General features: G+C 66.1%; 2 protein-coding genes. Both read right to left on the bottom strand.

What is annotated here, in order from left to right:
* Positions 1 to 840: hypothetical protein (locus QSJ19_RS26390; protein WP_286324018.1), on the bottom strand; the 840-nt coding region annotated here is incomplete at its 3' end.
* Between the two features lie 93 nt (positions 841 to 933).
* Positions 934 to 1,740, bottom strand: coding sequence for a tyrosine-protein phosphatase (locus QSJ19_RS26385; protein WP_286324017.1), 807 nt, complete (start codon positions 1,738 to 1,740; stop codon positions 934 to 936).
* Positions 1,741 to 1,818 lie beyond the last annotated feature (78 nt).

Genomic DNA, 1,818 nt, shown 5'->3' with positions numbered 1-1,818 from the left:
GGCGTCGTGTGCGTCCGCCTTCTTCGGGTTAGGGAAGAGCGAGCGCATGACTCGGACACCGACCGCACCGACGACGATCAGCACCCACCCGACGACGGCGGACGTGGAGTCGGTGACCAGTCCGGCGATGCCGACGATCAACACGAAGACCGGTAACCAGTCGAAGAGTCTCGCGATCGACACCGGGGGCTCCGTCTCGACGCCCATCTTCTGCAGGGCCTTGTTCGGGCCGTAGTCGGGATAGAACTCGGTGAACGAGATCGCGAACACCGTCGCGCCGATCTGGATGATCCAGCCGGTCCAGAAGTTGCCCGCATCGTCGAAGACGGCGTCACCGATCGCGCCGGCGATCGCCGAGACCGCGAACGCCGCGGCCCACGCCCACGTGATGACGTAGTTGGTGCGGATGAACAACGGGTTGTCCCAGAACTCCTCGGGCGTCTGCTCCCGCGCGTACTCGAGAGTGAACGGTCGGCGCAGCAGGATCGATCCGAAGGCGAACACCACGAGCGCCAGGTTCACGATCTCGCCGGCCCACAGCTCCAGCCAGGTGATCATGCCGGGCGAGGCGAGGATCCCGATCACACACATCACGACGAAGAAGACGACGTCGAACCACTCCATCAACTTGATGGAGTTGCCGATCTTCCAGCTCGCGAAGACGACCAGCAGCGCGATGCCCAGTGCGGCGGCCACCGATTCCTCGAACCGTCCGGGACCGCTGAACAACGACATCACTATCCATGGCGCGAGGCCGGACAGCGGAGAGTTCACGAACGCACGGATGACGGATTCGCCGGTTCTCTTCGGCTTGGACGTCACGTCGGGATCTGATGTCACATCGCGAATCTTATGGCCGAGGATGTATCGGCGCAGGTCATTCTGGCCAGATCGTGACCAGTAGTGGTGCCCCGACGACCGTGGGAGGGCCGGTCAGGGCGTGACGAGGTAGCGCCGGCGCAAGTCCTCTTGACCAGCGGTGTCGATGCCGAGTCCGTCGGCGAAGTAGTTCTCGATGCCACCGAAGGTGTCCCGGACCTCGGCGAACGCGGTGTCGAGGTAGGACTCCTGCACCCCGAGCAACGGGCGCAGCAGGTCGGGATCGCCTCCGGCCGCGGCGAATCCGTCGAACACCGGCGCGATGGCGGGCAGGAACAGGTCGTTGGTCAGCAGATACTCCTGATAGACCTGATCGCGGTCGACCCCCATGAGGGTCAGGAACGCCGCTGCGGCCCAGCCGGTCCGGTCCTTGCCCGCGGTGCAGTGGAACAGGGTCGGCGTGCCGTCGAGGCCGCTGAAGAACGTCCGGTACGACGACAACGCGCTCGGCAGGTTCACCAGTTCGCGGTAGGCGTCGACCATGTGTGCCAGGCCGCTGCCGTCGGCGAGCTTCTCGTTGGCGGCGGCGACGGTCACCGGATCGGACAGGACCTTGTCGAGATTTGCGGGCGCACTGACCGATTCGGCGTCGGCGAGGATGTCGAGATGAATGCCGGTCACGCCGTCGAGCACGGGATCCGGTTGCGCCTCGGTCTCCGCCTCCGACCGCAGGTCGACGATCGTCCGGAGTCCGAGCCCGACGAGCGTCGCCCGGTCGGTCTCGGAGGCCTTGTCGAGCGCCGCCGATCGGAACAGCACCCCCGCCGCGACGCGACGGCCGTCAGCCGTCTCCCATCCGCCGACATCGCGGAAGTTCGCGACGGTGGTGAGTTCGAGGCGTTCGACGGTCGGGTCGCTCATGGGTTCATCGTGTCAGACGGCGAGCGCCCGAGCCCGGCAGAGTCCGACCGGAGTCCGGCGATTCCAGAGCGGCGAACG

The organism is Gordonia sp. ABSL11-1, assembly GCF_030315685.1.
GTDB lineage: Bacteria > Actinomycetota > Actinomycetes > Mycobacteriales > Mycobacteriaceae > Gordonia.
Note: the sequence above shows the minus strand (reverse complement) of the source record. Positions and strands in the feature narration are given on the sequence as shown.

Coding starts and splice junctions, on each gene's coding strand:
- QSJ19_RS26385 (WP_286324017.1), bottom strand. CDS start 1,740: ATGAGCGACCCGACCGTCGAACGCCTCGAACTCACCACCGTCGCGAAC.